We start from the raw sequence: 24,424 nt of genomic DNA, 5'->3' as shown, positions 1-24,424 counted from the left end.
GCCATGTACAACAAGATTCTGCTACCGATCGACTTGAACCATAAACAGTCCTGGAGTAAAGCGCTGCCCACCGCGCTGAACTTCTGTCAGACCTACAATGCCTCTTTGCACGTCATCATGGTGCTGCCCAACTTTGGCATGCCCATGGTTGGCGGCTTTTTCCCAAAAGAGTTTGCCGAGAAAGCCAAGAAAACACTAACCGACAATCTGCGCGAGTTCGTGAAAGAAAACGTCCCAAAGGAAATCAAGGTCCAGCGTATCGTCGCGGACGGGAAACCCTATGAAGCCATCCTTAAAATGGCCAAGAAGATTGATGTGGATCTAATTATCATGGCCTCGCACAAGCGCAAGCGCTTGGAAGACTATCTCTTGGGCACCAACGCCCTGCGGGTGGTACAACAATCCAAGCGCTCAGTCATGATAGTGCGCTGAAGAGAACGAAAATAGTGCAAGAAATAGCGCCCTGGCTCGGCCTTGTAGCAGGCAAAGGTTAAACAGAAAACATGCCTGTTAACGATGCGGTCCACGGCGCTTTTTACTGCAGGCTCAGGACGAAAAAATGAAGCAGAACGACAGTCCACGCGGAGACACGCTCGCCTGGATCAATGGCAGCGACGCTCCGGAAAAGCACATCTTGAACCTCGGGTTTATGCCACTGACTGACTCGGCCTCACTCATTGTGGCCGCAACGCAGGGATTTTCCCAGCCATACGGACTGACACTAAACCTGCGCCGCCAGCAATCTTGGTCTGCCCTGCGAGACGGTTTGCTGAACGGCGAACTGGACGCCGCCCAAGGCCTCTACGGTCTGGCCTACAGCATACAATTAGGCTTGGGCAGTGCACCAACGCCTATGGCGGTGTTGATGGGCCTGAATCAGAACGGCCAAAGCATCAATCTATCACAGGCGATGCTGGAAAGCGGCGTCAACAGCAGCCAAGCGCTCATCGCACAAGCCAAGCACAAAAGTCGCAAGCTCTGCCTGGCGCACACCTTTCCCACGGGTACCCATGCGATGTGGCTTTACTACTGGCTTGCTGCCCATGGTATTCACCCACTGAAGGATGTAGACACCCGCGTAGTGCCGCCCTCACTGATGGTTGAGCACTTGCGCGCAGGCCGTATTGACGGTTTTTGTGCAGGCGAACCCTGGGGTGCTCACGCGATTCAAAGCGGCATGGGATTTACTTTGGCTACCAGCCAGTCGGTTTGGCCTGATCATCCAGAAAAAGTACTTTGTGCCACTCAACGCTTTGTTGAGCAGTATCCCAATACCGCCCGGGCACTAATCATGTCCATTCTGGATGCGAGCCGTTTTATCGAAGAGAGCGAAGACAACCGTTGCAGTACCGCACAGCTCATCAGCGGCGCTGACTATGTCAACGCACCTCTGACATCACTGCAGCCGCGCATGTTAGGCAACTACGTTGATGGCTGTGACCATGACTGGCACGACGCTCACCCTCTGCGTTTTCACGGTAATGGTGAGGTAAACATGCCTTATCTTTCTGATGGGCTCTGGTTCATGACTCAGTTCCGACGCTGGGGACTACTGCGGGAAGACCCGGACTATTTTGCCGTCGCCAAGCAGGTCCAGCAGGTGGACTTGTATAAACAGGCGGCTAACGCTCTGGGTATCAGTCTGCCCACCAGCATGTTGCGCAGTAGCACCCTGATGGACGGGAAGATATGGGACGGCACAAACCCGACAGCTTATGCCCATAGTTTTGATCTGCACGCCATCGCCGATCCGCGTGCAACGCGACAAGCCAACTGAACTTATCATCCAGGATTGATTGATAAACCATGCTCCGCATTTTGCTGATAAACGATACCGTTAAAAAAGTCGGCAAGCTCAAGCAAGCGCTGCTGGAGGCAGGCTTTGAGGTGATCGACGAATCAGGTTTGACCATCGATCTTCCGGCACGGGTACAGAGCGCCAAACCCGATGTTATTCTGATAGACAGTGACTCTCCGGGTCGGGACGTGATGGAGCAGGTCTGCCTGTTCAGCCGGGACCTGCCTCACCCCATTGCGTTGTTCACCGACGAACAAGATCCCGGCATCATGCGCCAGGCAATTCAATCGGGGGTCAGCGCCTACATAGTTGAAGGTGTTGAGAGTTCTCGACTGAAAGCAATACTGGATGTCGCCATGGTGCGGTTCGAGAGCGATCAGAAGCTCCGTGCCGAACTGCATGCCAGAGAACAACAGCTGAGTGAACGCAAGCGGGTCGAAAAAGCCAAAGGCTTGTTGATGAAGATGAAAAGCTGCGATGAGTCAGAAGCCCATACTCTAATGAGACGGCAGGCCATGAGCCGTCAACAAAAACTAGTTCAAGTCGCGGAACAAATCATTGCCATGCATGAGATGCTTGGCGAATAAGACTCACACTGGCACATATCCTGCTAAACGTTTAGGAGGTAGCCAATGGCGGTTACCTACACAGACAACGACGTCATCCTCAACCTGGAGTAATTCCGGGCGTGGGGATGGCGTTTTTTTTTGCCCTGACGTCGTAGCTAGTACAGGCTACAAAGCGCGCCACACGGCGCAAAGAGGAGTGCCAGATGAACAATAGCTTTTGGAAAGCCGGCCACACCCCAACGTTATTTTCAGCGTTTCTCTACTTCGACCTGAGCTTTATGGTCTGGTATTTACTGGGCCCCTTGGCGGTGCAAATCGCCACCGATCTTGATCTCAGCGCACAGCAACGAGGCATAATGGTTGCCACGCCCATTCTGGCGGGCGCATTGCTACGATTGCTAATGGGTTTTTTAGCGGACCGTTTGTCGCCTAAAACCGCCGGAATCATCGGCCAGATAGTGGTCATCTGCACCTTGCTTTTGGCATGGCAGGTGGGCGTTAACAGTTACCAGCATACGCTCATGCTGGGCTTAGGATTAGGTTTTGCCGGGGCTTCTTTTGCAGTCGCGCTGCCGCTGGCCTCCCAGTGGTACCCGCCGGAGCATCAGGGAAAAGCGATGGGTATCGCCGGTGCCGGAAATTCCGGGACCGTGTTAGCAGCTATATTTGCGCCGGGCCTGGCCTACCTGTTTGGCTGGCAAAACGTATTCGGCCTTGCACTGATTCCCCTTGGCGTCACGCTGATCCTGTTTATTATGCTGGCCAAGAACTCACCCCAGCGACCAACTCCTAAGTCACTGGGTGATTACGCCAAGGCACTGCAAGACGTAGATAGCTGGTGGTTTATGTTCTTCTACAGCGTAACCTTTGGCGGCTTTATCGGGCTGGCAAGCGCCCTGCCCGGTTACTTTAGCGACCAGTATGCTCTGAACCCGGTAACGGCGGGTTACTACACTGCAGCCTGCGTCATGGCCGGCAGTTTAATGCGGCCGCTGGGCGGCGCGTTAGCTGACCGTATCGGTGGCATCCGATCACTACTGTTCATGTATGGCATTGCAGCCATTTGTATCGCTGTGGTCGGTTTCAACTTGCCGAACTCTTACGCCGCTCTTGCCTTCTTCGTTACCGCGATGCTTGGCCTTGGTGCCGGCAACGGCGCGGTCTTCCAACTGGTCCCCCAACGTTTCTTCCGTGAAATTGGCGTCATGACCGGACTGATCGGCATGGCCGGTGGTGTGGGCGGCTTTATCCTCGCGGCCGGTCTGGGGGCTATCAAGCAGCACACCGGCGATTACCAGCTCGGCCTGTGGTTGTTTGCCAGCCTAGGCATTCTGGCCTTGCTTGGTTTATATAATGTCAAACGTCGCTGGCGCACCACTTGGGGCGCTTCAGGCGCAACCGCGGCGCGGATCTGACATGACACTCAAGTTGAGTATCTGCGAAGCCACTGACAAGGGTCCGCGCGCGCAGAATCAAGATGCCGTGCGCGTGGTTACCCCTGCCCCGCTATTAGCCGCGAGCAAAGGGCACTTGCTCGCGGTGGCAGATGGAGTGAGCCATTGCCAAGATGGAGGGTTGGCAGCAAATGCCACCTTGCAGGCGCTCGCATTGGATTACTACTCCACACCAGAAACCTGGACCATCCCCCATGCCTTGGACAAGTTGCTCACAGCCCATAACCGTTGGTTGCGCGTCAATGGCGGTGGCCAACCGCTACTCACCACTCTCACGGCACTGGTGCTGCGCGGCGAACGCTATACGCTGGCCCATATTGGCGATTGCCGCGCGTACCTGCTGCGCGACGGCAAGCTGCGCAACCTGACAAGTGAGCACGTGTGGGAACAACCCGGCATGGAGCACGTACTCAAGCGCGCATTGGGGCTGGATGAGCACCTATTGATGGATTACATCGAGGGCGAACTGCGCGCACACGATCAGCTACTGATCGTCAGCGATGGGGTTTGGGCTTCACTCAAAGACAGCGAGATTCACGGCATTCTGCACGAACAACCTTTCGAGCAGGCGTGCCCGGTCCTGCTTGAACGAACATACCGCGCCGGCAGTCAGGACAACGCCAGCGCACTGCTGGTGCGTGTAGACGCGTTACCGGAGTCATCTCTCAGCGGTGCATTAGCCCCATTGGATGAACGTGCACTGCCGCCTCAACTCAAGACTGGCCAGCCGTTTGAGGGGTGGGAAGTCGTCAATGTGCGTGCCGAATCCCGACAATCGCTACTCTACCGGGTACGCGATCCGTTGCAACAAACCTGGCTGCTGAAAACCCTACCCGCGAGCCTACAGGATGATCAGCAGGCGCGTCAGGCGCTAGTATTAGAAGAATGGTTCATGCGCCGAGTAGCCGGTGCCTTCACGCCCGAACTACATCCCCTGCCGCAACGCCGGCACTTGTATTACGTCATGCGTGAATATGCCGGCGTCACCCTGGAAGAGCAGCGGCGTCAGTTGGGTCTCCTCAGCATTCCGGCCTGGCGTGCATTGGCCGCACAAATGGTCAAGGCTGTCGGCAAACTGCACCAACGCAATCTCATCCATCGAGATATCAAGCCGGAGAACCTGCATCAGGGAGAGGACGGACAGCTACGCGTGCTCGACTTTGGCCTAACCTTCTGTCCCGGCCTAACCCAGCAAGAAACCGGCAGGGCACCGGGTACGCCAAGTTACCGCGCCCCCGAAGCATTGAGGGGCGCAGAACCCCACCCACAGCAGGACATCTACAGTACCGGTGTGACCCTGTACTTTTTGCTCACTGGGCATTATCCCTACGGCGAGGTGGAAGCCTTTCAACGGCCTCGTTTCGGCAAGCCCATTCCAGCCAGCCGCTACCGTCCGGATGTGCCGCCGTGGATCGACACAATGTTGTTACGTGCGGTCGCAGCAGAGCCCAAGGAGCGCTTTGAAACGGCAGAAGAATGGCTGCTGGAATTAGCAAAAGGCGAAAATCAGCCGCTGCACAGCTGTCATGAACCGCTATTGAAACGTGATCCCTTACGATTCTGGCGATATGTTGCCCTCACCTCCCTGGCCCTCAACCTGCTGCTGGTCGTTCAGCTGCTGACTCACTAGCGGCCCCCAGGCCATTGGGTCGCATGGCGCTCCAACACAGTGCGACATGCCACACCGCAGTGCAGCATGACAGCCAAACCATATACTGGACGGTGCCTCAAACCACTGAATTTGCTGGACTCAAGTGCATGGCACGGAACCTGCTTTGCACTTTGCATCGTTAATCAACGAACACAATGTGGGACCGTCAACGGCGACGACCCTGCTTTCCTGATCGAACAGGACTCGGACAAAGGCGTCCCTACTGCGTTAGCAGGGGGACGCCTTTTTTTGTTTTAGCTTCAGGCGGAGCAGCGAAATGCACAAGCTCAAACTGGTATTGATTGGTAATGGCATGGCAGGCGTACGTGCGCTCGAAGAGCTGCTAAAGCTCAATGCAGACCTTTATGAGATCACCGTGTTCGGTGCCGAACCCCACCCCAATTACAACCGCATAATGCTGTCGCCAGTACTTGCCGGTGAACAGGAGTTCAGCGACATAGTGCTGAATGATCTTGACTGGTATCGCGACCATGGCATCAGTCTACACACCGGCAAACGCATCGTTGCCATTGATCGTCGTAATCGCAAAGTGGTCGCTGACGACAATACTGAGGCGAGCTATGACCGTCTCCTGCTCGCTACTGGCTCTACCCCCTTCATACCGCCATTGCCCGGTAACGACTTGCAGTGCGTGATCGGCTATCGCGATATTGGCGACACGCAGCTAATGCTGGATACCGCCCTTACTCATCAGCACGCGGTAGTGGTGGGAGGCGGCCTGCTGGGTCTAGAAGCCGCCAACGGACTGACGTTACGCGGCATGCAGGTCACCGTGATCCACAAGGGCCAATGGTTACTCGACCGTCAACTGGATGAGCGCGCTGGCAAGCAGCTGCAGACCGCACTGGAGCGACGTGGCATACGCTTTCGCTTGGGCACTCCACCTAAGCAACTGCGCGGCAACAAAGGTGGCCGCGTATGTGCCGTTGACTTTAATGATGGTACCAGCGTAGCGGCCGACCTCGTCGTTATGGCCGCGGGTATCCGCCCCAATATCCAACTCGCCGAACGTGCTGGACTAGCCTGCAATGGCGGTATTCTTGTCAACGATACGCTGCAAACCTTCGACCCTCGCATCTACGCCATCGGCGAATGTGTTAGTCACCGCGGCATTGCCTACGGACTGGTCGCGCCGCTGTTCGAGCAAGCGAAAGTCTGTGCTAATCATCTGGCCAGGCTCGGCTACCAGCGCTATCTCGGGTCGGTAACCCCCACCAAGCTCAAGGTCACCGGCATCGACCTGTTCTCGGTGGGCGACTTCATGGGCGCCGAAGGCACCGAGAGCATCACTCTCAATGACCCAAGCTCCGGTGTATACAAGAAGCTGGTGCTTAAAGCTGATCGACTGGTGGGGGTATGCCTGTATGGCGATACCGCTGACAATAACTGGTATTTGCAGCTAATAAGTGAGGCACGCAGCATAGGACACCTGCGTCAGCACCTGATGTTTGGAAGGCCGGATCCGGATGACGTTATGCAGCAAACCAAGGCTGTCGCATGAAGCCGACGCAAACAACCGCTTCAATCTGCTGCTACTGCGGCGTCGGCTGTGGGGTACTCATTGAGCATGACGGCGAGCAGCTACTGGACGTCAGCGGTGACCCGAAACACCCTGCCAATCTGGGCAGACTCTGCAGCAAAGGCGCTACCCTGCATAAAACCGGTGATCTCGCCGCCCGTGCGCTCGACCCGGAGCTGCGCTTGGGCAAGGGGCTGGCACGCAGCCGAACCGATTGGGATACCGCCCTCGGCCACGCAGCTGACATATTCGGCCGTACGATCGCCGAGCACGGCCCTGACAGCGTCGCTTTCTACATCTCCGGCCAATTGCTGACCGAGGATTACTACAGCTTTAACAAACTGGCCCGCGCCCTGATTAGTACCAATAACATCGATAGCAACTCGCGCCTGTGCATGTCCAGCGCGGTCGTCGGCTATAAGCGCAGCCTGGGTGCCGACTCACCACCCTGCTCCTATGAAGACATCGAGCAGAGTGACTGCCTGCTGATTGCCGGCAGCAACATGGCCTACGCCCATCCTGTGCTATTTCGCCGCCTGGAAGCCGCCAAGGCAGCCAACCCCGCCAAGCGCATCATTGTGATTGACCCGCGGCGTACCGATACCTGTGACATTGCCGATCTACACCTGGCCATAGAACCTGGGACCGACGTCGCTTTATTCCACGGCATCCTGCACATCTTGCTGCAACAGAACTGGGTCGATCACGCTTTTATCCAGGCCCATACCGATGGCTTTGCGGACCTGGCACAGTTGGTTCAGGATTACGCCCCGGCACACACTGCAAAGCTATGCGGCATAAGCGAAGCTGATCTTAACCTCGCTGCCAGCCTGATAGGCACAGCGCCCAGTTTTTTATCAATGTGGTGCATGGGGCTGAACCAGTCCACGTCCGGTAGCGCCAAGAACAGTGCCTTGATCAATCTGCACCTGGCTACCGGGCAAATCGGCAAGGTAGGTAGCGGACCTTTCTCCCTCACCGGCCAACCCAATGCGATGGGCGGCCGCGAGACCGGCAGCCTGTCCAATCTGCTACCCGGTCACCGTGACGCAGACAACGCCGGTCACCGAGCCGAGGTAGCTGACTACTGGGGCGTGGATTCACTGCCCGCCAATGCTGGGCTATCGGCCGTTGAGCTTTTCGAGGCCGTGCGCACTGGCGGTATCAAGGCGATCTGGATCGCCTGTACCAACCCCGCGCAGTCCATGCCCAATCAGACGCTGATCCATGAAGCGCTGGTCGCGTGCCCATTCGTGGTCGTGCAGGAAGCCTTCTTCACCACCGAAACATGCCGCTACGCTGACCTACTATTACCCGCCGCCAGTTGGGGGGAAAAAGAAGGCACCGTCACCAATTCGGAGCGACGTATCAGTCACGTGCGTTCAGCCGTGCCGGCGCCAGGCCAGGCGCGAGCCGACTGGGCCATCGTCTGCGATTTTGCCCGGCGGCTTGAAAGGCAGTTGCGCCCTGGCCTTCCAAGCCTCTTCGGGTTCAGCAGCCCAGCAGAGATCTTCGACGAATACAAACAGCTGACGACCGGCCGCGATCTGGATTACAGCGGCCTCAGCCACCAGTTGATCGATGAGCTGGGGCCGCAACAATGGCCGTTCAACGTCAAAACGCAACAAGGGACGCAGCACCTGTATACCGATGGCAAATTTGCTACCGACAATGGCAATGCGCTCTTTGTCAGTGAGCCGTACCAGCCGGCCCGAGAAAGACGCGATGTGCGCTACCCACTTATACTCAATACAGGCCGCCTGCGTGATCAGTGGCACGGGATGAGTCGCACCGGCACCGCCGCCCAGTTGTTCGGGCATGTCGAGCAGGCGCTCCTTAGCTTGCACCCCGATGACCTCGACAAACACGACCTGCACGACGGCGACCTGGTTCGCGTAAGCAGCCGTCGTGGCGAATTGGTACTGCCGGTACAAGCGGATGAGCAGGTGCGCCCTGGCCAAGCCTTTTTACCGATGCACTGGGGTGATCGTTTTCTGAAAGGGCTGGGGTGTAACGTGCTAACTCAGCCAGCCTTCGACCCATTATCCAAACAGCCCGAACTCAAACAGAGCTGCATCAATATCCGGCCCGCCGAGTTGCAGTGGGAGCTGTTTTTACTGGTGGAAGGAAAGGTCCAGGAGCGCTTCGAGGCAATACGACCATTGTGTGAAGGCTTCGACTATCTGGGCATGGGATTGATCGGACGTGACCGGCCGGCGCTATTGCTGCGCGCTGCTTCGATTCAGGCGCCAGACGCCGAGCTACTAGCTCAGATTGATGCGTTGGCAGGCCTGGATAGCGGACCGGTACTCAGTTATGAGGATCCGGCCATGGCCGTCAGCAAGCGAGTCAGGCTTGACCAACAGCGCATTACCGCCGTGCGCTTGAGTGGTGAAACGGCGGCACGAAACTGGCTACGCAGCTTGTGGCTGAGCGGTGAGCCCGCTTCTGAGCTAAGCCGCTGGCTACTTGCCCCCATCAGTACGCCACCAGGCGCCGCCAGCGCCTGCGCAGACAAGACTTTGTGCAACTGCATAGACGTCAGCCAGAGCCGGATTTGTGCTGGTATTGAGCGCGGGCTGAATCTGGACGACCTAAAACAAGAGTTAGGTTGCGGAACGCAGTGCGGCTCCTGCGTTCCGGAAATAAAACGATTGATCGCCAGCCTGGCGGTACCGGCATGAAGAACACTGAATCCAAGGAGTATGCATCCATGAACCCGACAGTATGGCTGGTAGGTGCAGGCCCCGGCGACCCTGAGCTGCTGACGCTGAAAGCAGCGCGAATACTCAGCCAGGCAGAGATTGTGATGGTCGATGACCTGGTCAATCCGGAAATCCTTGAGCACTGCCCGCAAGCGTGCATTATCCGCGTGGGCAAGCGCGGCGGTTGCCGCTCCACACCGCAAGCCTTCATCAACCGCCTGATGCTGCGCTATGGCCGCCAAGGCAAGCGGCTGGTGCGCCTCAAGGGCGGAGATCCGTGCATCTTTGGCCGCGCTGGCGAAGAAGCCCTGTGGCTGCGCGAGCGCGGCGTGGAATCAGAGATTGTCAACGGCATTACCGCCGGACTCGCCGGCGCCACCCAATGCGGGATTCCGCTGACATTACGTGGCGTTAGCCGTGGCGTGACCCTCGTCACCGCGCACACCCAGGACGACAGCGAGCTGAACTGGCGAGGCTTGGCACAAGGCGGCACCACGCTGGTGGTCTACATGGGCGTAGCGCGTTTGCAACAGATTCAGGAGGGACTACTCAGCGGCGACATGCCGTCAGATACGCCAATAGCCATGATCGAACAAGCCAGCACACCGCAGCAACGTCAGCACGCTTGCAGGCTGGACGACCTTTGCGAACAGGCCGCGGCCTTCAAGCTGCAAAGCCCGGCGGTGCTGGTGATTGGCGAGGTGGTGTCCGCGGCGCTCGCAAGTGGCCAACTGAACCAAATGCTGAGCGCCGATCCAGAGCCAACAAACCTGCTGAACCCGGCCACCTAGGCCAACGCAGAGGTCAAGCCTTAGCCTTCATCGCCTCCAGCATCCGCCCCATGGCAGCGTGAATGGCGTTAACCGCTTTCAGCGGACGTACCATCACCTTGAAATCGACGATTTGACCCGCCTCATTCCACTGGATCATATCGACGCCGTTGATGGTAATACCGTCGATTTCAGTCTGAAACTCCAGCACCGCGTTATTGCCATCAATGACTTCGCGCAAATACTTGAAGTGACCAGGCGCATTCAGGGTCTGCATGGCAGCGGCCAGATACAGACGCGTGATGTGTTTACCAACTTGCGGTGTGTGCACCACCGGTGAGTGAAAAACCACATCGTCAGCCAATAAGTCATCCAAGCCCTTGGCGTCTAGATTTTCAACGATGTGATGCCACTTCTCAATTACGCTGCTCATGATTGCTCCTGGTTGTCCTTGTTGTTGTCTGCCCGCTATTTTTAAAGCGATTCATGCAAGGTGCAAGGGAGATTCAGCCGCTGAATCAGGTATCACTGGCTTCAGTCTGTTCGCGCTGTTGGTCTGCCCACAAACGCGAATAGGCGGCGCCTAGAGCCAGCAGCTCATGATGGCTACCCTGCTCGACTACTTGACCTTGATCCAGCACCAAAATGCGCTCAGCGTGAACAATGGTCGACAGCCGATGAGCAATTGCCAGGGTCGTGCGCTTGCGTGCAACTAGATTCAATGCATCCAGAATACGCCGCTCGGCGTGCGTATCCAGCGATGAGGTTGCCTCATCAAGAATCAGAATCGGCGGATCCTTGAGCAAGACGCGGGCAATGGCAATGCGCTGCTTCTCGCCGCCGGACAGCTTCAGGCCGCGCTCGCCGACTGGCGTCTCCAGTTGTTGTGGCAGGCTGCGCACAAAGTCTTCCAACTGAGCCAGGCGCAGCACCCGCCAAACATCGTCTTCGCTGGCGCCGGGCGCCCCATAAGCTACGTTGTAGCCGATAGTGGCGTTGAACAGCACCGTATCCTGCGGCACCACACCTATGGCCTGGCGCAGGCTGTGTTGCGTCACCTGGGTAATATCCTGCCCATCGATTTTAATGCTACCTGCACCAACGTCATAAAAGCGGAACAGGAGTCTTGCCAAGGTCGATTTGCCCGCCCCGCTCGGCCCAACCACTGCCAGGGTATGGCCTGCCGGGATGCGCAAACTGACATTCTTGAGTATTTGCCTGCCCGGCTCATAGGCGTGTGCTACCCCACTGAAAACGACTTCACCGGCGCTCAAGTTCAGCTGCGGCGCATCCGGCGCGTCGACAACCTTGGCTGGCGCTTCCAGCAAGCCGAACAAGCGCTCGATATTAGTCAGCGCCTCGCGGATTTCGCGGTAAATAAAGCCCAGAAAGTTCAGCGGCACAAACAGCTGAATCATGTACGCGTTGATCATCACCAGCTCACCGACGGTCATGCTGCCACCACTGACCTCTCGGGCGGCCATCACCATCATCAGGGTGACCGCACCAGCAATAATCAAGGCCTGACCAGAATTCAACGCGACCAGCGATAACCGGTTTTTCATGCGCGCCGCTTCCCAGGCTTGCAGATTCTGGTCGTACTGCTGTGCCTCAAAAGCCTCGTTACCGAAGTACTTCACCGTCTCGAAATTCAGCAGACTATCGATGGCCCGAGTGTTGGAGCGGTTATCCAGCTGATTACTTTCCCGCACAAAGCGATTACGCCATTCGGTGCACCAGATCGAAAAGCCGCTATACAGGACGACCGCACCCAGCACTGCCAGCGCATACCAGGCACTGAAATTGATCAGTAAAATAACCGTAATCAGGCCAATCTCAATCAGTGTTGGCAGAATATTGAACACCATGAAGCGCAGCAAAAAGCTGATCCCCGTGGTACCGCGCTCGATATCCCGTGCCAGACCACCAGTGCGGCGCGACAGGTGAAAGCCCAGATCAAGCCGGTGCAGATGCTCAAACACGCGCAGTGATATGCGCCGCATCGCGCGTTCGGCTACGCGGGCGAATACCGCATCACGCAGTTCGCCGAAAAATACCGAGGAGAACCGAAATATCCCATAGGCGGCCAGCAGCGCTATAGGAACCACGACTAACGCGTCTGTTGCAGAGTCAAAGTGATCAACAATCAGCTTCAACAACCAGGGAACGGCGACGCCCGCCAACTTGGCTACCAGCATGCAGAGCATGGCAGCCAGCACGCGGCCTCGAAACTCCTTCAAATAGGGCAGCAAGCTGAGGATGATCCGCCAATTGGTTGGACCAGCGGCATATTGACTATCAGAACTGGGGCGCACGGCGACTCTCATCAAACGGGGCGACTGGAAAAGCATGTGGGCCTGAACGCCGAAGCATTAGGCCCACAAGTATACCGCGAGGTCGGCGATCAAAGCGCCTCGGGATTAGTCCTCGCTTGGGATCGGATCGCTATTGCGGTCCCAGCCAACCATGACCAGCGTGGCAATCACACCCAGCGCCAAACCGGTCCAGGGATCAAAAAACGCGAGCCCTGCGCCAATCAGCAGCACCGTGCCACGCGAGGTATTGTTACGCGGAATAGACATTGCAACGTAAGCACAGGCAAAGGCCGTGAGCATCAGCGTCAGTGCCAGAGCCACATATAGCAGTGGCTGCAGGCCGGTCAGCAGTGGCTTGAGGAAGAACAACAGCGGAATACCCATCATGTAGTAGGAAATCAAACCACTGTGCAGGCTATCCATCGCCTCTTTACCCTGCGCCCAGCGCTGCACGATGATCACCTGCACGCCGGTCCACATGGCACCCTGAGTCGGGAAAAAGGGAGCAAACAAACCCAGCAGACCATTGCGAATACCGACCGAGAGGTGAGTACGCGTCGGATTGATGTCGATATGCTCATCCTTGCGCTTGGTCATACCGTCACGAATCACTTCATTACCGGTCACGATGTCGCCAAAGAGGATGACATAAGTGATAACCGCCAAGGGAATAGCCTGCACAAACATCTCGATGCTCGGCCAGCCAATAGCAAAGGGGGACATCTTGGCAAAAGCATCTGCGACCGGCGGGAAGAGGATGCCCCACTTAATGTCATAATCAATCTCGCCAACCATAGGGCCGACCAGCGCTGCGATAAAGAAGCCAGGCAACAGCCCTAACGCTGCGATCATGGCAACTGCGCGGTACTTCTCCTTGAGTTTTTGCAGGGGTAAGGAGAACGAGAAGATCAGACATACGCCACAGGCCAGGATGATGCTGACCGGCTGCTGGGAAAGAATCGAAGGGCTGCTTTCATCCCCCACAAACACCCGGTAAACCGCCGCGATGGCGGCGCCCAGAATAATGCCTGCCTTCAGCGTATCGGGTAGCCAGATGACAAACTTTTTTCCTAGCCCGGTTATGCCAAGCAATATCAGTAATACGGCAAAGTTAAGCGACAGGGCTGTCATGGCCTGAAACCGACTCACCGGGTCTTCGTATCCGGTTAGCACAAAGGTCAGCACCAGCGGCAGCGCTGGCGTAATCCAGCCGGGCGCATAGGGTTCGCCAAAGAAGATCAGCGCCGAACCGATCAACAGAGAATGAATCATCGAGACCGCGATGGCCTCTTCAAAACTCAAACCAAAGGCGCCGGTCATGATGGGCACCAACGCCAGACCGGTCGCTGCGGCTACGAAGAAGCCCTGTACGGCCTCCTGCCAATGAAATTTAGTGTGATAAAAAGGCATGCGAAAGGTAAAGGGGCCCCAGCGCCAGCCGGGCTGTTCGGGTCGAGACATTGCGTTCTCCATATCGATCATTATTGTTGTTTTAACGGGCGATCAAGCCGCTCGTTTTTAACGCATTATGCAGAGTCCGCGCTGCCTAAGTCAGGCATTCTGCCGTATATCACGCAGCCCTATGGCATGACGTTGACCGTAGTTATACCGAACGTTCCAAGCCAACCTATTCAGCCTGCGTATTGCCGCCTTCCTCTGCCGCAAGGCGCTTGGCAGTAGCCTCTGGTGAACCGGTGCCGCGTGCTAGAAAACTGTATAGCACCGGGATCACAAAAAGCGTCAGCAACATTGACATGCTAACCCCGGAAATCACCACAATACCTATCACTGAGCGGGTTTCTGCACCCGCCCCGAAGGCCATCACCAAAGGTACCGCGCCTGCTACCGTGGTAACGCCGGTCATGAGGATGGGCCGCAGACGCAGCACACTCGCCTCCATCACGGCCTGATCGAAATCCATGCCCTGATCACGTAACTGGTTGGCGAACTCGACTATAAGAATGCCATTCTTGGCAGCCAGACCAATCAGCATGACCAAGCCTATCTGGCTGTAAAGATTCAGGCTATTACCGGTCAACCAGAGCCCTAGCAAAGCCCCACCAATGGCCATGGGTACGCCAAGCATGATGATAAACGGATGCACAAAGCTCTCAAATTGCCCCGCCAGCACTAAAAACACCACCAGTAGGCCGAGCACAAAGATAAACACCATGGAGCTACCCGCGTTGCGCAGGTCCAACGAATCGCCTTTGTAATCCAGCACCAGGGTTTCGGGTAGCAGCTCACGCGCCATCTGCTCGACCTTTGCCAGCGCCTCCCCTAACGGCACGCCTTCTGCCAAGGACGCACTAACGGTAATAGCCCGCGACCGGTTGTAGCGGTTAAGCGTGGTAGAGCCGGCCCGGTCCCGTAGCGTGATCAGGTTGGAGAGTGGAATCAATTCGCCGCTGGTATCGGAGCGCACATAGACATTGTTCAAGGCGCCGGGCGTGCGCTGGTCGTTACGTTCACCTTCGAGAATGACGTCATACTCTTCACCGTCATCGATATAGGTGGTCACACGGCGCGAGCCAAACAGGGTCTCCAGCGTACGCCCTACTACGCTGATATTTACCCCCAAATCTGCCGCGCGATCGTAATCGATATCAACCTGCAGCTGCGGCTGGTTTTCCTTGTAATCGGTATCGATATTTTCCAAGCCCGGATTGTCCTGCTGAATGCGCGTCAGCAGCATATCGCGCCACTCAGCCAGCTCCTCATAGCTGCCGGCGCCGCCAATAACCAGCTGAAATGGCTGCAACTGACGTCCACCAAAGCCCTGCCGCATGATCGGAAAGACACGTACACCGGTCAGGTCAGCCATGTCTCGCTGTACGTTCTGCATGATTTCCCAGCCGGAGCGGCGTTGCCCCCAATCATCCAGAACGACAATCACCATGCCGGTATTGAACGTGGTCACACCGCCAAATGAGCGCGGCGCGCGTACCAGCATCCGCGTAACTTCGCCGCTGTCGACATAGCTCGACATACGCGCCTCGATCTCATTCATGTAATCGTTCATGTACTCAAAGGTCGCACCCTCGGGCCCATTTACGATAATAAAGAAAGTGCCGCGATCTTCGCCTGGCGTGTACTCACTGGGCAGGGTCTGAAATAACCAACCAGTGCCGCCAGCCAGTAACAGAAACACAGTCAGGGCCAGCCAACGCAGCCGCAGTACCGCCGCGAGCAGTCGCCGATAGGCTGCGCGGCTTTTCTGTAGCACCTGTTCTACTGTGCGGCTCAGACGCCCTTCATCGTGCGGCTTGAGCACTTTAGCGGCCAGCACCGGCGACAAGGTCAGAGCAACGAAGCTGGAGAAGGCAACCGCTGCCGCCATGGTCAGGGCAAACTCCGAGAACAATCGCCCTACATCCCCCTTAAGAAAGGCAATGGGTACGAAGACAGCAATCAATACCAGGGTGGTAGATACGACGGCAAAAGCGACTTGCCGCGTACCGTAAAAGGCGGCGACCAGGGGTGTTTCATCCAGCTCGTCGATGCGCCTGCGAACGTTTTCCAGCACGATAATGGCGTCATCAACCACCAGTCCGATGGCCAGTACCAATGCCAGCAGGGTCAGCAAGTTGACGGTGAAACCAAAGATCAACAACGCAATGAAGGTTGCCATGATCGAGACCGGCAGGGTTACTGCTGGCACCAGGATCGCGCGCGGACTGCCCAAAAAGACGAAAATGGCGATCACCACCAGCACCAAGGCGATCAAGAGCGTGCTGTACACCTCCTTCACCGCACCTTCAATAAATACGGCACTATCGTAACTGGGTAGAATCTCCATCCCCTCTGGCAGAGTCGGGTTGAGTTCGGCAACCAGTTGTTTGGAGCTGCGCGATACTTCCAGCGTATTCGCGGTAGACTGCCGCGTCAGGCCAATACCGACCATGGGTACGCCGTTGCCACGAAACAGGTTGCGGCTCTCTTCCGTGCCGCGCTCAACCCTTGCCACCTCACCCAATCGAACCAGGTAGTTATTGTCGCCACGCGACACCACCAGCCGATTGAACTGCTCCGCGTTGTTGAAGGCCCGGGTTACCCGTACAGTGAACTGCCGATTAATCGACTCAACCGAGCCAGCCGGGAGTTCCACGTTCTCACGGCGCAATGCCTGCTCAACATCTTCGACCGTGAGATTGCGTGCCGCCAGTGCTTCGTTATCCAGCCATACACGCATGGCAAAGCGTTGCGAACCTCCCACCCTGACACGCGCTACTCCGTTAAGCGTAGAAAAGCGATCAACCAGATAGCGCTCAGCGTAATCAGTCAGCTCCGGCAGACTCATGCGTTCACTGGTCAAGTTCCACCAGACGATCACATCCTCGTTCGCGTCCAGTTTCTGTACTTCCGGCGGTTCGGCTGCATCCGGCAGGTTGCCTGCAGCACTGGACACCCGGTCACGAATATCATTGGCCGCTTCGTTAATATCCTTATCGATGGCAAAGCGCACAGTGATCTCTGATTGACCATCCTCGCTTTGCGCCTCAATAAACTCGATGCCCTCAATACCCGCGATGCGCTCCTCGATTACCTGGGTGATCTGGGAGTCGACAACAGCGGCAGAAGCCCCCACGTAGTTGGTCTCAATAGTGACCACCGGTGGATCAATGTCGGGGTACTCGCGCAAAGGCAGCTCGGAGAAAGCCACTAAACCAAAGATGACCAACAATACAGACAGAACAGTCGCAAAAACCGGACGCAATACCGCGGTATCAGAGAGAATCACAGGCCTTTTACCGTCATGGTTCTGCGATACCCTTGAGCGCGGGCTGCACTGACTCGCCAGCGCCCAGTTCGGCTTTTATCCGTACTGTCTGACCAGAGGCTAGCCGAAACGCACCGTGAGTCACCACGCGGTCCCCCTTCGCCAAGCCGGATGTGATTTCCACCAATCCTGGCAAACGCTCGCCAATCTCGACTCGTAAACGCTGCACCGAAGGAGATTCGGCGGGCCCTTCGATCCGCATAACGAACTGCTTATCTCCTAATGGCAGCAGCGCTCCCTCCGGGATCACCAGGGCTTGGCGCGGAGCACTGGCAACACTGACGCGCATCAACATACCTGAACGTAGCAGGCGAGCGTCATTATCCAACAGAGCACGCACTCGTATAGATCGGGTAACCGGGTCAACCCGATTATCCAGCGATACGATTGTGCCGTTAAACGTGCGTTCCGGAAAAGCCGCAGCGCTAGCAGTCACGTCTAGCTCCGGCCGTACCTGCGCCATCAGCGTTTCAGGGATACTGAAATCCAGCTTCATTACGCTGTCATCAAGCAAGGTAGCAACCGGGGAACCAGCTGACAGCAAAGTACCAATACTGATCTGACGTAAACCCATCACGCCAGCAAAAGGCGCCTTGATCAGTCGGTCCTTCAGCCGCGCTTCTACCGCCCTCAATCGCGCCTGAGTCAACTCAAACTCACGTCGACGGCCGTCCAGCTCCTGCGCCGAGACAAAGCTGCTCTCCACCAATTGCCGTGTGCGCTGCAATTGTCGCTCAGCATCAGCCACGGCAACCCGAGCTTCTTCCAACTCAGCGACCTGCTCATGATTGGTTAGTTCAACCAGTACCTCTCCAGCTGCTACGCGCTGGCCATCAGCAAAATGGATACGCGAGATAATGTCTGATACCGGGCTGGCAAGATGGGCTGTTTCATTGGCCTGCAGGGTGCCTAGCGCCTGAATATCACTATTCAGGGTGCGCTCTTCCACACTGCTCACGATGACCGGCAAGCCGGCATCCTGAGCAGCCAGCTGCGTGGGAAGAAGGCAGACCAACAACAGGAAAGACAAGCTTTTGTTATTTAAAATCAATCGCATGCCTATTAATTCCGATGCAATCTGTTAGCCCTTAATAGGGTCAAGAATCACGCTTCAGGGTGTCAGCACTTCATTGAAGAACTGGCGCATAGCGCCAAACGCACGCGGTGCTACCTGCGGATGATACTCAGCCTTGCCCGTCATCTTGGCATAAGGATCAGAGAAGGAATGGACTGCGCCACCATAGCTGAACAGTTGCCAATCGACCTTGGCATTGCGCATTTCATCTTCAAACGCGAGGACTTGCTCTTGCGGAACAAAGGGATCATCAGCGCCGTGCAGAACCAGCACGGGCATCTTGATCGCGCTGGCGTCCGCTGGATCGGGCGTATCCAGATTGCCATGGAATGACACCACGCCTTTGATTTCAGTCCCCGAACGGGCCAGTTCCAGTACGGTACCTCCGCCGAAGCAGAAGCCAATGGCAACCAAGTTGTCAGTTTGCAGCGGTACCTTCTTAGCCTGTTCACGCAGCACATCCAGAGCCGCATTGACCCTGTGCCGCATCAGCGATCGGTCCGAGCGCACCACGGTGGCGGCGGCGCCCGCCTCATCCGCGTTCTGTGGGCGAATGTCCTTGCCATACATATCAGCAACAAAAACCACATAGTCGGAACCCGCGACCTTGGCTGCTTTTTCTGCGGCCTGCTCAGTGACACCCATCCAGTTAGGCACCATAAGCACTCCAGGACGCGGATCACTCACGCTGTCATCAAACACAAGTAAGCCTTCATAAGCCTCGCCGTCAATCTCGTAAGCTACGTTTTCAACGGTCATTTCTGCCTGCGCCATGGTTGCCACACCGGTCATTACCAGCGCGCTTAATGTCTTTTGCATGAGCTGTGTCCTTGCTGCGTTGCCGAGAAAACCCAGCATAACCGCATACGCATAAAAAATGCCTGCATAAGCAGGCATCTTTCGTAACAAGGTCTGTGCGACCTGCAGACCACGTCATGTGATCTGCCTTAGCGCTTTTTAGCTGCTCAGCTCCACCAGCAGCGCATTGAGCCGGCGTACATAAGCGGCCGGGTCCTGCAGCGCCTCGCCTGCAGCCAATGCAGCCTGATCGAACAGAATCTGACTCAGGTCGGCAAATCGGGTTTCATCCTGCTCGCTATCCAGCTTATCGAGCAGCGGATGGCTAGTGTTGATTTCCAGAATGGGCTTGCTCTCAGGTGCTTTCTGGCCGGTTGCTTCCAGAATCTTGCGCATCTGCAGGCCCATATCGTCTTCATTGATCACCAGCACAGCCGGAGAGTCAGTCAGACGGTGAGAAACGCGTACCTCTTGCAGCTCATCTTTCAGCGCCTCTTGAATACGCTTAACCAGATCGGCCTTGGCTTCAGCCTGCTTTTCCTGCGCCTGCTTGTCTTCTTCACCTTCAAGCTTGCCAAGGTCCAGGTCACCACGAGCGATGTCGATGAACTGCTTGCCGTTGTACTCGGTCAGGTGGCTCATCAGCCATTCGTCGATACGGTCGGTCAGCAGCAGAACTTCGATACCCTTCTTACGGAAGATCTCCAGGTGCGGGCTGTTCTTGACCTGGTTGTAGTGCTCGCCAGTGAGGTAATAGATCTTGTCCTGCCCCTCAACCATGCGCTCGATGTAGGTATCCAGGCTAACCACTTCGCTGTCGTCGTTCTGCTGAGTAGACGCGAAGCGCAACAGGCTCGCCACCTTCTCGCGGTTGGCATAATCTTCTGCAGGGCCTTCCTTCAACACACTACCGAACGCCTTCCAGAAGTTGGCGTACTGCTCGGGCTCGTTCTTGGCCAGCTTGCCAAGCATATCGAGTGTGCGCTTGGTCAGGGCGGACTTCATGCTGTCGATAGCCGGATCTTTCTGCAGGATCTCACGCGAAACGTTCAGCGACAGATCGTTGGAGTCGACCACACCCTTGATGAAGCGAAGGTACAAGGGCAGGAACTGCTCGGCGTCGTCCATGATGAATACGCGCTGAACATAGAGTTTCAGACCACGGGGAGCTTCACGCTGGTACAGGTCAAAAGGTGCACGACCAGGCACGTACAACAGGCTGGTGTACTCCAGCTTGCCCTCGACCTTGTTGTGACTCCAGCTCAGCGGATTCTCAAAATCATGCGCTACATGCTTGTAGAACTCTTGGTACTCTTCGTCCTTGACCTCGGTGCGCGGACGAGTCCAGAGTGCACTGGCGCGGTTGACACTTTCCCACTCGGTCTCTGCAGGCTTCTCGGCTTCTTCACCATGGTGCTGTTTGGGCAGCTCAATCGGCAAGGAGATATGGTCGGAGTATTTGGTGACCACATTGCGCAGACGGAAACCGTCAGCAAATTCGGATTCGGCTGGCTTGAGGTGCAGCACGATGCGCGTACCGCGCTCGGGCTTTTCAACCGTGGCGATGCTGAACTCACCTTCACCCGCTGATTCCCAATGCACGCCCTCGGCAGCATCAAGGCCAGCACGACGAGTAAAGACCTCTACCTTGTCGGCCACAATGAACGCGCTGTAAAAACCAACACCGAATTGACCAATCAGACTGGCGTCTTTTTTCTGGTCACCACTGAGTTGTTGCATGAACGCTGCGGTACCGGATTTGGCTATGGTACCCAGGTGGTCAATGACTTCCTGGCGCGACATACCAATACCGTTATCTTCGATGGTCAGCGTATTGGCTTTATCATCAGAGCTGATGCGGATGCGCAGATCAGGCTGATCTTCCAGCAGCTCGGGCTGGGCAATGGCCTCAAAGCGCAGCTTGTCTGAAGCGTCTGACGCATTGGAAACCAGCTCGCGCAGGAAAATTTCCTTGTTCGAGTACATAGAATGGATCATGAGGTGCAGCAGTTGCTTTACCTCAGTCTGAAACCCAAGCGTTTCCTTTTTGCTTTCCACGGTCATGTCGAATTATCTCCATAGCGTTCAGTTGAAACGTGGCCTAAAGAAGCCAGCACATGGAGAGAAAATGGGGACGGTCTGATTTTTTTCAAGGTCCAGCCGACAACGCGGACGCAAATCCCTCAGCGCCTGCGCATCTCAAGTAGCTGGATATCGACCGGATGAAACTGGAAATCGACCTGATTGGCGCCCTGCGGTAGCGAGAGGACGACGCGCTTCTGCGCTGTCACTTCTTTAAGCAAACCCGAGAACACCTTGCCCGAGGTGGTCGAAAGGCGCACCGTTTTCCCTATGTAGGCACGTGGTTCGTCCAGCAAGGCGAGCACACTCACCTCTTGCCACTCCGGCACGAAGACCTCAGGCTCAGGTGCTGCCTCAACAATTGGCGCGACTGTTGCCGACTTACCGAGCCATTGTGGCTGGTCCTGCAACAACACAGTGCCGGTCAGACGAGTCGCATAATCGGCAGGCAAATGCAGGTGCACTGTCATGCGAGTCTGATCGGTGCCTTGAGCAGCCAGGGACAAGCTCATACTGTAGGCACCATCCAGCCGTCGGAGGCCCGGCGGCTCAAGCGCGCCCGTATACCACTGCAGCACGATTTCAGGCCAGGGCCCCGGGTCACCGGGCAAGAGGTCAATCGCCGTACCTTGAAGTAGGGATTCAGCACGATCAAACTTGATCACCAACGAACGACGGATGCGCTCCCCCACCTTTTCCGTAAAGATCAGATGCTTACCTTGCCAACGCACGTCATTAGGTGCAAAAGGCTGCTCCATCAGCATGCCACTCAACGCACTCTCAGCGGGCTGTTCGGCCCAGCGGCCAGATATCAATTGCTCAAATTGCTGTGGTCGCTGCTGAGACATTAAGGCCAGCCCGCCCAGAGCGATCACCATGCCCATAAGCAATAATGCGCGAGCAGGACGTGAATAACCCTTGCCGCGCATAAACAGCGTTAGCACCGGGGCAATCAGCGCAACCACAAAGAGTCCAACCGACAACCGCCGGCTAGCAACAGCCAACCAGACCCAGGCGCAGAGACACGCAACCAAGCCACTCAATATCAACAGGCTTTCCATGTCTTCTTGCTACTCCCATCAGAATGCTAATCGAGCTTGAAATGTGCTCTTGCGGTGGCGATCGGCTCTTTCGAACGCGTCTGCCAGGCGGTGATGGCAACATTGCCTACCCGCCGCCCCTGCCGCCAAACCTGACAGGTCGCGTAAGTGTCACGGTACAACCCGGCACGCAGGTAATCCACCGAGAAGTCGATGATTTTGGGAAATACCGCACTGTTCATGAAAATCATCAGATGCAGCATCGCAGACTGTTCCATAAAACCGGCAATTACCCCGCCATGCAACGCTGGCAGTACCGGGTTACCAATATTGTCTTCTGACTTGGGCAGACTGAATACCGCTTCATCCCCCAGACGAGTGACCTGCATGCCGATCATGCTGGCATAGGGAATCAGTTTTACCAAAGGACTGTAATCACCCGTTTGATGTGAGCTGGCAACTACTTGCTGAACTTCAATTTCATTAAGGCTCATACACTCGCCCCCTCACCGTTTCCATCCAACGCCTTTGGCTCGGCCCCTTTGCCCATGCGCATAAAGGTGCCTACCACATGTGCTATGGGCTGTTCCTTGTCGTCCTGATAGGCGACGCCACGGGTAAAAATAACGGTGGGCGTAACCCGATAGCACTCCGCAAAACCATAAATAGCCTTGCCGGGTTCAGCAGGACGCATATAGTCAATACGCAGGTCCAGAGTGGGGCAGATCTCAAAACTGGGTAGGTAGCAAACGGTAGAGATACCGCAACAGGTATCCATCAGGGTGGTAATGGCACCGCCGTGTATCAACCCGGTAACCGGGTTTCCGACTATCTTTTCGCTGTAGGGCAGCTTTATCACCAGCCCTTGCTCATCCGCTTGCTCAATGGTGAGACCCAGGTGCTGACAATGCCGTAACACCGACAGAAAATTGTGCGCTCGCTCTTGAATACTACTCATATCTCATTCCGGTTCCAGCTGTGCCAGGGGCAACATAAGCTGATCATACTACCCAGATCACAGTTTTGACTCCAGAAAGCATAGCCAACGGAACTTAGCGCACGTATCACGGCCTATATTGCTGACACTTAATATCATCACCATGGAGAATTACGATGAAAAAATTAGCCTTTGCAGCTATCTTAATGGCGGGTTTGGGTCTTCTGGCCGGTTGTCAGGATGAACCCGAAGACAAGATGGAGAACGCCGCCGATTCGATGTCTGACGCCGTCGATAGTATGGGCGATGCAGCAGAAGAAACCGGTGATGCCATCGAGCAAAAAGCCCAAGAAGCGCAGTAACACCTATAACAAGCACGTAAAGATGAACCTGTTTTCATCTTCAAGGAGATCTAGATGAAAAAATTGTTTGCAGCTGCGATGTTGGTCAGTGCGGTCGGCTTGGTTGCCGGCTGTCAGGACGAGCCAGAAGACAAGATGGACCGCGCGCAGGAAAACGTTTCCGAAGCGGTTGAGAGCATGGGTGACGCCGCTGAAGAGACTGGCGATGCGGTAGAGCAGAAAGCCCGTGAAGCCACCGGTAACGAAAAAACCACCGGTGAAGTCATCGAAGACAAGATGGACGCCGCTGGCGAGAACATCGAAGAAGCTTACGATGCCTCAGCTGACTACGTGGAAGACAAGGGCGAAGCAGTGAAAGACGCTGCGGTAGAGTCCAAGGAATCCATGGAACGTGCTGTAGAAGAGTAAGTACATGAGGGCAGAGGGTGTCCTAAAAATTGTGTAACCGGTGAAACGGCAGGATACTGCCTCTCCTCCTGGAGTCACTATGACCATCAACAAACGCACGAAACGCAGTAAACCCAACCCCGAACTGCTCCAGCTCGCCG

The 24,424-nt window shown here is 56.1% G+C and carries 20 protein-coding genes; 10 read left to right on the top strand and 10 right to left on the bottom strand.

Annotated elements, in window-relative coordinates:
- Positions 1-3: 3 nt before the first annotated feature.
- The 8 genes from H4J77_RS09510 (at position 4) to cobA (ending at position 10,508) form a co-directional block, all read left to right on the top strand.
- Positions 4-432: a universal stress protein gene (locus H4J77_RS09510; protein WP_123890953.1), complete on the top strand. Its 429-nt coding sequence runs from the start codon at positions 4-6 to the stop codon at positions 430-432.
- 127 nt (positions 433-559) lie between these two features.
- The gene (locus tag H4J77_RS09505) at positions 560-1,777 is read left to right on the top strand and encodes a CmpA/NrtA family ABC transporter substrate-binding protein (RefSeq protein WP_123890954.1); all 1,218 of its coding nucleotides are present in this window, start codon (positions 560-562) and stop codon (positions 1,775-1,777) included.
- Between the two features lie 29 nt (positions 1,778-1,806).
- Complete coding sequence (locus H4J77_RS09500) at positions 1,807-2,385, top strand: ANTAR domain-containing response regulator (protein WP_123890955.1); 579 nt, start codon at positions 1,807-1,809, stop codon at positions 2,383-2,385.
- Positions 2,386-2,570: 185 nt separating this feature from the next.
- The gene (locus H4J77_RS09495) at positions 2,571-3,782 is read left to right on the top strand and encodes a NarK/NasA family nitrate transporter (protein WP_123890956.1); all 1,212 of its coding nucleotides are present in this window, start codon (positions 2,571-2,573) and stop codon (positions 3,780-3,782) included.
- Position 3,783: 1 nt separating this feature from the next.
- Complete coding sequence (locus H4J77_RS09490; RefSeq protein WP_182248080.1) at positions 3,784-5,451, top strand: bifunctional protein-serine/threonine kinase/phosphatase; 1,668 nt, start codon at positions 3,784-3,786, stop codon at positions 5,449-5,451.
- A 298-nt stretch (positions 5,452-5,749) separates the two neighbouring features.
- Positions 5,750-6,994: an NAD(P)/FAD-dependent oxidoreductase gene (locus H4J77_RS09485; RefSeq protein ID WP_123890958.1), complete on the top strand. Its 1,245-nt coding sequence runs from the start codon at positions 5,750-5,752 to the stop codon at positions 6,992-6,994.
- Complete coding sequence (locus tag H4J77_RS09480; RefSeq protein WP_123890959.1) at positions 6,991-9,696, top strand: nitrate reductase; 2,706 nt, start codon at positions 6,991-6,993, stop codon at positions 9,694-9,696. The genes H4J77_RS09485 and H4J77_RS09480 overlap by 4 nt, the downstream gene beginning before the upstream one ends.
- Positions 9,697-9,725: 29 nt before the next feature.
- A complete protein-coding gene (cobA, locus tag H4J77_RS09475) occupies positions 9,726-10,508 on the top strand; it encodes a uroporphyrinogen-III C-methyltransferase (RefSeq protein ID WP_123890960.1) in 783 nt (260 codons plus the stop codon).
- A 13-nt stretch (positions 10,509-10,521) separates the two neighbouring features.
- Here the strand turns inward: cobA and H4J77_RS09470 are convergent, their stop codons facing one another.
- From H4J77_RS09470 to H4J77_RS09425, 10 genes are all read right to left on the bottom strand, one after another.
- Positions 10,522-10,920, bottom strand: coding sequence for a nuclear transport factor 2 family protein (locus tag H4J77_RS09470; RefSeq protein ID WP_123890961.1), 399 nt, complete (start codon positions 10,918-10,920; stop codon positions 10,522-10,524).
- A gap of 85 nt (positions 10,921-11,005) precedes the next feature.
- A complete protein-coding gene (locus H4J77_RS09465) occupies positions 11,006-12,802 on the bottom strand; it encodes an ABC transporter ATP-binding protein/permease (RefSeq protein ID WP_220469314.1) in 1,797 nt (598 codons plus the stop codon).
- Between the two features lie 105 nt (positions 12,803-12,907).
- Entirely contained in the window at positions 12,908-14,263 is a 1,356-nt protein-coding gene (locus H4J77_RS09460) for a hypothetical protein (protein ID WP_218565782.1), read from the bottom strand.
- A gap of 166 nt (positions 14,264-14,429) precedes the next feature.
- Positions 14,430-17,543 (bottom strand): efflux RND transporter permease subunit, encoded by a 3,114-nt coding sequence (locus H4J77_RS09455; RefSeq protein ID WP_182248077.1) that lies wholly within the window; start codon positions 17,541-17,543, stop codon positions 14,430-14,432.
- Positions 17,544-17,556: 13 nt separating this feature from the next.
- The gene (locus H4J77_RS09450) at positions 17,557-18,639 is read right to left on the bottom strand and encodes an efflux RND transporter periplasmic adaptor subunit (protein WP_182248076.1); all 1,083 of its coding nucleotides are present in this window, start codon (positions 18,637-18,639) and stop codon (positions 17,557-17,559) included.
- Positions 18,640-18,693: 54 nt separating this feature from the next.
- Positions 18,694-19,476, bottom strand: a complete 783-nt coding sequence (locus H4J77_RS09445; protein ID WP_182248075.1) for a dienelactone hydrolase family protein — start codon at positions 19,474-19,476, stop codon at positions 18,694-18,696.
- A 138-nt stretch (positions 19,477-19,614) separates the two neighbouring features.
- Positions 19,615-21,519 (bottom strand): molecular chaperone HtpG, encoded by a 1,905-nt coding sequence (gene htpG / locus H4J77_RS09440; RefSeq protein WP_182248074.1) that lies wholly within the window; start codon positions 21,517-21,519, stop codon positions 19,615-19,617.
- A gap of 119 nt (positions 21,520-21,638) precedes the next feature.
- A complete protein-coding gene (locus H4J77_RS09435) occupies positions 21,639-22,598 on the bottom strand; it encodes a hypothetical protein (protein WP_123891270.1) in 960 nt (319 codons plus the stop codon).
- Between the two features lie 26 nt (positions 22,599-22,624).
- Positions 22,625-23,071: a PaaI family thioesterase gene (locus H4J77_RS09430; RefSeq protein WP_123891271.1), complete on the bottom strand. Its 447-nt coding sequence runs from the start codon at positions 23,069-23,071 to the stop codon at positions 22,625-22,627.
- On the bottom strand, positions 23,068-23,535 hold the full coding sequence (locus H4J77_RS09425) for a PaaI family thioesterase (protein ID WP_123891272.1): 468 nt from the start codon (positions 23,533-23,535) through the stop codon (positions 23,068-23,070). Before H4J77_RS09425 ends, H4J77_RS09430 begins: the two co-directional genes overlap by 4 nt.
- A gap of 155 nt (positions 23,536-23,690) precedes the next feature.
- Here H4J77_RS09425 and H4J77_RS09420 point away from each other — a divergent pair, with 155 nt between their 5' ends.
- On the top strand, positions 23,691-23,876 hold the full coding sequence (locus tag H4J77_RS09420) for a YtxH domain-containing protein (protein WP_123891273.1): 186 nt from the start codon (positions 23,691-23,693) through the stop codon (positions 23,874-23,876).
- Positions 23,877-23,930: 54 nt separating this feature from the next.
- Positions 23,931-24,284, top strand: coding sequence for a hypothetical protein (locus H4J77_RS09415; RefSeq protein ID WP_177412373.1), 354 nt, complete (start codon positions 23,931-23,933; stop codon positions 24,282-24,284).
- Positions 24,285-24,424: the final 140 nt, after the last annotated feature.

The organism is Pseudomonas sp. 5Ae-yellow (genome assembly GCF_014077575.1).
Classification (GTDB): Bacteria; Pseudomonadota; Gammaproteobacteria; order Pseudomonadales; family Pseudomonadaceae; genus Halopseudomonas; species Halopseudomonas neustonica.
The sequence above is the reverse complement of the archived record's forward strand: the minus strand, read 5'-3'. Positions and strand labels throughout refer to the sequence as shown.

Bases quoted from the DNA above. Each gene is read 5' to 3' on its own strand.
- H4J77_RS09450 (WP_182248076.1), bottom strand. From the start codon at position 18,639: ATGCGATTGATTTTAAATAACAAAAGCTTGTCTTTCCTGTTGTTGGTC.
- htpG (WP_182248074.1), bottom strand. From the start codon at position 21,519: ATGACCGTGGAAAGCAAAAAGGAAACGCTTGGGTTTCAGACTGAGGTA.
- H4J77_RS09460 (WP_218565782.1), bottom strand. From the start codon at position 14,263: ATGTCTCGACCCGAACAGCCCGGCTGGCGCTGGGGCCCCTTTACCTTT.
- H4J77_RS09510 (WP_123890953.1), top strand. From the start codon at position 4: ATGTACAACAAGATTCTGCTACCGATCGACTTGAACCATAAACAGTCC.
- H4J77_RS09505 (WP_123890954.1), top strand. From the start codon at position 560: ATGAAGCAGAACGACAGTCCACGCGGAGACACGCTCGCCTGGATCAAT.
- H4J77_RS09435 (WP_123891270.1), bottom strand. From the start codon at position 22,598: ATGGAAAGCCTGTTGATATTGAGTGGCTTGGTTGCGTGTCTCTGCGCC.
- H4J77_RS09490 (WP_182248080.1), top strand. From the start codon at position 3,784: ATGACACTCAAGTTGAGTATCTGCGAAGCCACTGACAAGGGTCCGCGC.
- H4J77_RS09480 (WP_123890959.1), top strand. From the start codon at position 6,991: ATGAAGCCGACGCAAACAACCGCTTCAATCTGCTGCTACTGCGGCGTC.
- H4J77_RS09430 (WP_123891271.1), bottom strand. From the start codon at position 23,071: ATGAGCCTTAATGAAATTGAAGTTCAGCAAGTAGTTGCCAGCTCACAT.
- H4J77_RS09485 (WP_123890958.1), top strand. From the start codon at position 5,750: ATGCACAAGCTCAAACTGGTATTGATTGGTAATGGCATGGCAGGCGTA.
- H4J77_RS09495 (WP_123890956.1), top strand. From the start codon at position 2,571: ATGAACAATAGCTTTTGGAAAGCCGGCCACACCCCAACGTTATTTTCA.
- H4J77_RS09425 (WP_123891272.1), bottom strand. From the start codon at position 23,535: ATGAGTAGTATTCAAGAGCGAGCGCACAATTTTCTGTCGGTGTTACGG.
- H4J77_RS09500 (WP_123890955.1), top strand. From the start codon at position 1,807: ATGCTCCGCATTTTGCTGATAAACGATACCGTTAAAAAAGTCGGCAAG.
- H4J77_RS09415 (WP_177412373.1), top strand. From the start codon at position 23,931: ATGAAAAAATTGTTTGCAGCTGCGATGTTGGTCAGTGCGGTCGGCTTG.
- H4J77_RS09445 (WP_182248075.1), bottom strand. From the start codon at position 19,476: ATGCAAAAGACATTAAGCGCGCTGGTAATGACCGGTGTGGCAACCATG.
- H4J77_RS09420 (WP_123891273.1), top strand. From the start codon at position 23,691: ATGAAAAAATTAGCCTTTGCAGCTATCTTAATGGCGGGTTTGGGTCTT.
- H4J77_RS09470 (WP_123890961.1), bottom strand. From the start codon at position 10,920: ATGAGCAGCGTAATTGAGAAGTGGCATCACATCGTTGAAAATCTAGAC.
- cobA (WP_123890960.1), top strand. From the start codon at position 9,726: ATGAACCCGACAGTATGGCTGGTAGGTGCAGGCCCCGGCGACCCTGAG.